We start from the raw sequence: 5,122 nt of genomic DNA, 5'->3' as shown, positions 1-5,122 counted from the left end.
CCTGTAATTGGTTTTGCTGTTAATGTTGGAGATATTCATGATAGTGGTACAACAACATTAAATATAACTTATGAAAATAATTTAGTTTGGTCTGTAAGTGGAGGTGTTGGTAATGGAAAAGGGAATCTTACAGAAACGCTTTCTGGATCTACGGTAGCAGTAGGTAATTCAAGATATATTTTTGTAGGTTATTATGATCCAAATCATCCAATAACAAACGCTACAATAACACATATAGGTACAGGTGGAGACAATTTTGTACTTGATGATGTTTCTTATATTTTTTCAGAAGCGTCAGAATGTATAGACACAGATGATGATGGTACACCAGATTATTTAGACACTGATAGTGATGGCGATGGATGTTCTGATGCAAATGAGAACTACGGAAGTTCAACTGCAGATAGTAATGGAGATGGAACTTACGGAGGATTACTTACAAGTGCTGATGTAGATTCTGAAGGAAAAGTAACAGCAGCTGACTATAGTACAACAAATTTGTTAAATGTAACTACTATAGGACCAGATACAGATAGCGATGGAATTTCCGATGCCTGTGATGACAAGTTTAATGATATTGACGGAGATGGAGTTGCGGATGCAGATGATTTAGACAATGACAACGATGGTATTTTAGATACCGATGAAGAAAACTGTTTGTCTAATAATAGTCGATTAGATTTTGATATTACAGCAGATGTATCAGATCCAGATGGACAAACTTATCAAACCGCTCAAGGCATAGATGTAACAATAAATTATACAGAAAATGATGCAGGAACATTAACTAAAGGTTTAACAACATCCGATCGAGTAACGTTTAATAATAATTATAACAATTTAACTACAGTTAATGAAGTAAGTCTTTCTTTTAATGTAGACTTAACTATGGGCGCTTATTTAGAATTAACAGATTTAGATCAATCTGGAGATTTAAATTATAGTGAACAGTTTGAGGTTTTGTATTACAAAGACGGAGTTGAGGTAGCTTATGCACCGGTTTATGGGGCTAATATTTCAAGAAATGGAACAGTATTTACCGCTACACAAGGCGGAGGTACAGATGATGATCCAGCAAATACATTACGAATAGATGTAACTTCAGCTATAGATCAAATAGTTATCAAGTCAAGTGCGGTATCAAATGGAACAGGAACCGATCCAGATACCTTAGGAGCCAATATTAGAGTATATAGTTGTTATTTAGATACAGACGGAGATGGTATAGAAAATAAGTTTGATACAGATTCTGATGGAGATGGATGTCCAGATGCCTTAGAAGGTGATGGGGGTTTTACTTATTCTAATATAGCATCAACAGGAGCAATAACTACAGGTACAGCAGTAGATACAAATGGAGTACCTACGGCAGCAAGTGGCGGTCAAACCGATATAAGTGCTACAGATGTTAATGTACGGTCAGACGAATGTGATTCATGTAATGCTGCAAGTACATTATTTAGTGACAATGATGCTGATGGTGTAGGAGATGATTGTGATTTAGACAATGATAATGATGGTATTCTAGATGCAGATGAATGTGATAGTCCATATAATGCAGCAACATTAACTACTTCCACTAGTAGTTGGCCTGGGTCAACCACATCTACTTATACTTCTGTGATAACAACAGATGGTGTTAGTAATTTAAGTCCTTATGCTGGTACTAATGATGATGATAATGGTAATACATTTAATATTGGATCTCCAGAAGCAGGTTCTGGGCAATTAGTTTACGGAAATGTTACTATAGAAATTACATTTAATATACCTGTACCTTTAGAAGAAATAGCAATTTCTGTACTAGGTATTGATCCAGATTTGAGTCCTTTAACAAATATAAAAATTAATGTTAATGGAGCAGTTCCTAATGGTCTTTTTGCAACTTCAAATTTTGGGGTACTGCCTTTAGGTGCAGGGGATAGTTCAGCAAATTATAACAGTATAACAGGTGTGGCAACTGCTAATGGTTCAACTGATCCAGAACATATTACACTTAGAGGTATTGGTACTACAGAAGTTAGTTCTATAACTATAGTAGCTACTAATATTGTAAGTAATGATTTTTTAATTTATCATTTATTTAGTAGAGTAATTTGTGATACCGATAATGATGGTATCCCAAATAACTTAGATTTAGACAGTGATGGTGATGGATGTCCAGATGCTTTCGAGGCAGGAGTAAGTCCAACTACAAACTTAGGTAGTGGAGATGTGGTAAATGGAGATGGAACTGTAAATACTACTACAGCTACAGATGATGCCCAGTTTACATTTACCGCTGCAGAAGATACAAATGAAGATGGTTTGATTGATAGTGTAGATACAGCAAATAGTAGTCCGTTAGATGGTGTAACTGGTTACACTTCTACCTATACAGTAAACGCCTTAGACGATGACGTTTTATTATGTGAAATAGATGTTAGCTTAACAAAAACTGTAGATAAAACAGTACCAAAGTTAGGCGGTCAAATTATTTTTACAGTTGAAGTAACAAATAATACAGTAAGAAGTGTAACAGGTGTACAAGTAAAAGATTTATTGCCATCTAGTTTAACCTATGTAGAAGCAAGCTCTGATATACCAGCGAATACAGCTTATGATGCCACAACTGGGATTTGGGATTTAAGTAGTTTAACAATAGCATCAGGTGGTACGGTAGCATTAAAAATAGCAGCAACAGTAAATACAGTTGGTTCTATTATAACCAACAAAGCAGAAATTTATAGCTTACCTTTAAAAGACAAAGATTCAACACCTAATAATGATAATTAGATAATAATTACTATAAAAAATGATAATTATATAAAAAATGACAATTAAATAACATATAAATTATATTTTTCTTTTTTTTATTAAAATAAATAGTATATATTTACTTTGGAGTAAAAAATGTTTATATATTTGTATTAAATCCTAAATATTTATTTTTAGGTTGATTTATATCTATTTTTATTCCCCATAATAAAAGCATTTAGTAGATTTATATTAAATAACTCAATGTTTGTTTCTAATAATGAAACAACTATAAAAAAATTGATTTTTCCATTTTTTATATAAAGATGCGTCATAAGTATGTATGTAAGGTGTTTTAATACTTTATAAAATCTTAATATAAAAAACTTGTTAATGTTTAATTTATTTAATAACCGTATTAAGGTTTTTTATATATAATTTATTTTGAATTATTATAAGATAAATAAGTATTTAAAGAAAAATATAAAATGAGTTTGTAAGTCAACTATTTAAAACGAATAATAAACGATTAATAATATAACATTATCGAAAAAAAATAATCAAATAATCAATTTAATTTAAGTTTATATCTTATTTATCTTAATCGCCCCAACGCTTATGAAATTAATATTACTTATACTCAATAGTATATATGTACGAAAAATAAATTATAAAAATGTAATTAATAGTTTAGTTCTATTTTTTGCAATTTTTTGCATTCCCCCCCAAGAAACTATTTCACAAGAATTTAGCGGAATAACTGCAGAATTCTCATATAAAGCTAACAAGGCTTTAGAAGAAACTTCTTATGCAGGTATTTTTTACATTTTAGAATATGAAAACTCTAATAAAGCACCACTAATTTTATTTAATAATAAAATATTAAATTCAAAAAATAATAGTGAGCTTAATATTATAAATATAATAAATGTATAAAAATATCCATTCAAATCCAGTATTATTATACAATAGTTTAATTGGTATTGCAAACACAAAGCCTATGTTTTGTTTTTGTGATTATACAGATTATACAAATCAAACAAAACAAATCAAAAAACTTTTCAATTTAGATTTAAATAAAAACAATTTTATATATCAAATTGAAAATTATACAAATCTTATATTTAAAGATTTATCAACTAACAGAGATCAGAAAAAAAACAAATAGGATGAGAAAAATGTACACACTTTTCAACTTAAAAATTAATTTTAATAAAAATACGTTAAAACTATTTTTATTTTTTGCTTTTATTTTAAATGCCTCTTCTTTTACTTATGCTCAAGGAGTAACTATTGTTGTAAATACAACAACTGCTTCGGATACAGGTGCTGAAGAAGCAGGTAACACTATTGATTATAGTGTAGCTGTAAAAAATACTGGAGGTATACCGTTAACAAATATTAATGTTGCAAGTTCTTTAACATTATCACCTGCTTTAACTCTTGAGAGTGGAGATGACGATAATGACAATATTTTAGATGCTGATGAATCTTGGGTGTACACTGGTTCTTATATTATGACAGCGGCTGATGTTACTGCAACAAAAGTTGATAATACCTTTAGTGTAACAAGTACAGAAATTACAATAGCAGAAACATTTACACATTCTGAAAATGTTCATGAAGATGATATTTCTTTTGCATCCGTTTTTGTAATTAATGATATAATAGCTACTAATGATGATTTTTCTTCGGTAGAAGTAGATGGTGTTACAGGTGGTACAGCCGGTAATGTTTTTTCAAATGATACAGTAAACGCAATAACTGCAACAGCAACAACAGTATCACCTTCTATAGTTTCAGATGGAGGTTTAACTGGAGTTAATATAGCTACAGATGGTAGTGTTAATGTTCCGTCAGGAACTAGTTCAGGTACTTATACTGTTTCTTATAAAATTTGTGATGCAGTAAATGTTAATAATTGTGAGGTAGCAGAAATAACAATTGAGGTTGCTAACGTTGCACCAGTTGCCGTAAATGATGGGCCAAATTCAACACTTGAAGATACACCTATAACTATTCTTTCGATAGGGGCAAATGATACAGATGCAGAGGATACAACACCAGATGCATCAACAATTATTTTAATAGATCCAGATAATGCTTCTAATACTGGTTCTACAGGTACACCATTAATTGTTCCTAATGTTGGTACTTATACAATAGATGCAAATGGAGATTTAAATTTTGTACCAGTAGATGATTTTAATGGACCTGCAAATGTTAATTATACAATTAAAGATTCAGAAGGATTAGTTTCTTCAAATGTTGGTGTGGTTTCAATTACGGTAATATCAGTAAATGATGGGCCAGTTGCAGATGATGAGAGTGTATCTACAAATGAAGACACACCAATCACTGTAGATGTTTTAGATGGAGATACAGA

At 30.7% G+C, this 5,122-nt stretch carries 2 protein-coding genes and 1 pseudogene; all 3 read left to right on the top strand.

The window, feature by feature from the left end:
* Positions 1-2,775, top strand: a pseudogene (locus tag Q0733_RS12680) (hypothetical protein); the annotation flags it as partial.
* Between the two features lie 579 nt (positions 2,776-3,354).
* Complete coding sequence (locus tag Q0733_RS12675) at positions 3,355-3,672, top strand: hypothetical protein (RefSeq protein WP_298782667.1); 318 nt, start codon at positions 3,355-3,357, stop codon at positions 3,670-3,672.
* Positions 3,673-3,905: 233 nt separating this feature from the next.
* The coding region (locus Q0733_RS12670) for an Ig-like domain-containing protein (RefSeq protein WP_298782665.1) at positions 3,906-5,122 on the top strand (1,217 nt) is incomplete at its 3' end.

The sequence above is a fragment of the uncultured Polaribacter sp. genome, from assembly GCF_947500975.1.
Taxonomy (GTDB): Bacteria; Bacteroidota; Bacteroidia; order Flavobacteriales; family Flavobacteriaceae; genus Polaribacter.
The sequence above is the reverse complement of the archived record's forward strand: the minus strand, read 5'-3'. Positions and strand labels throughout refer to the sequence as shown.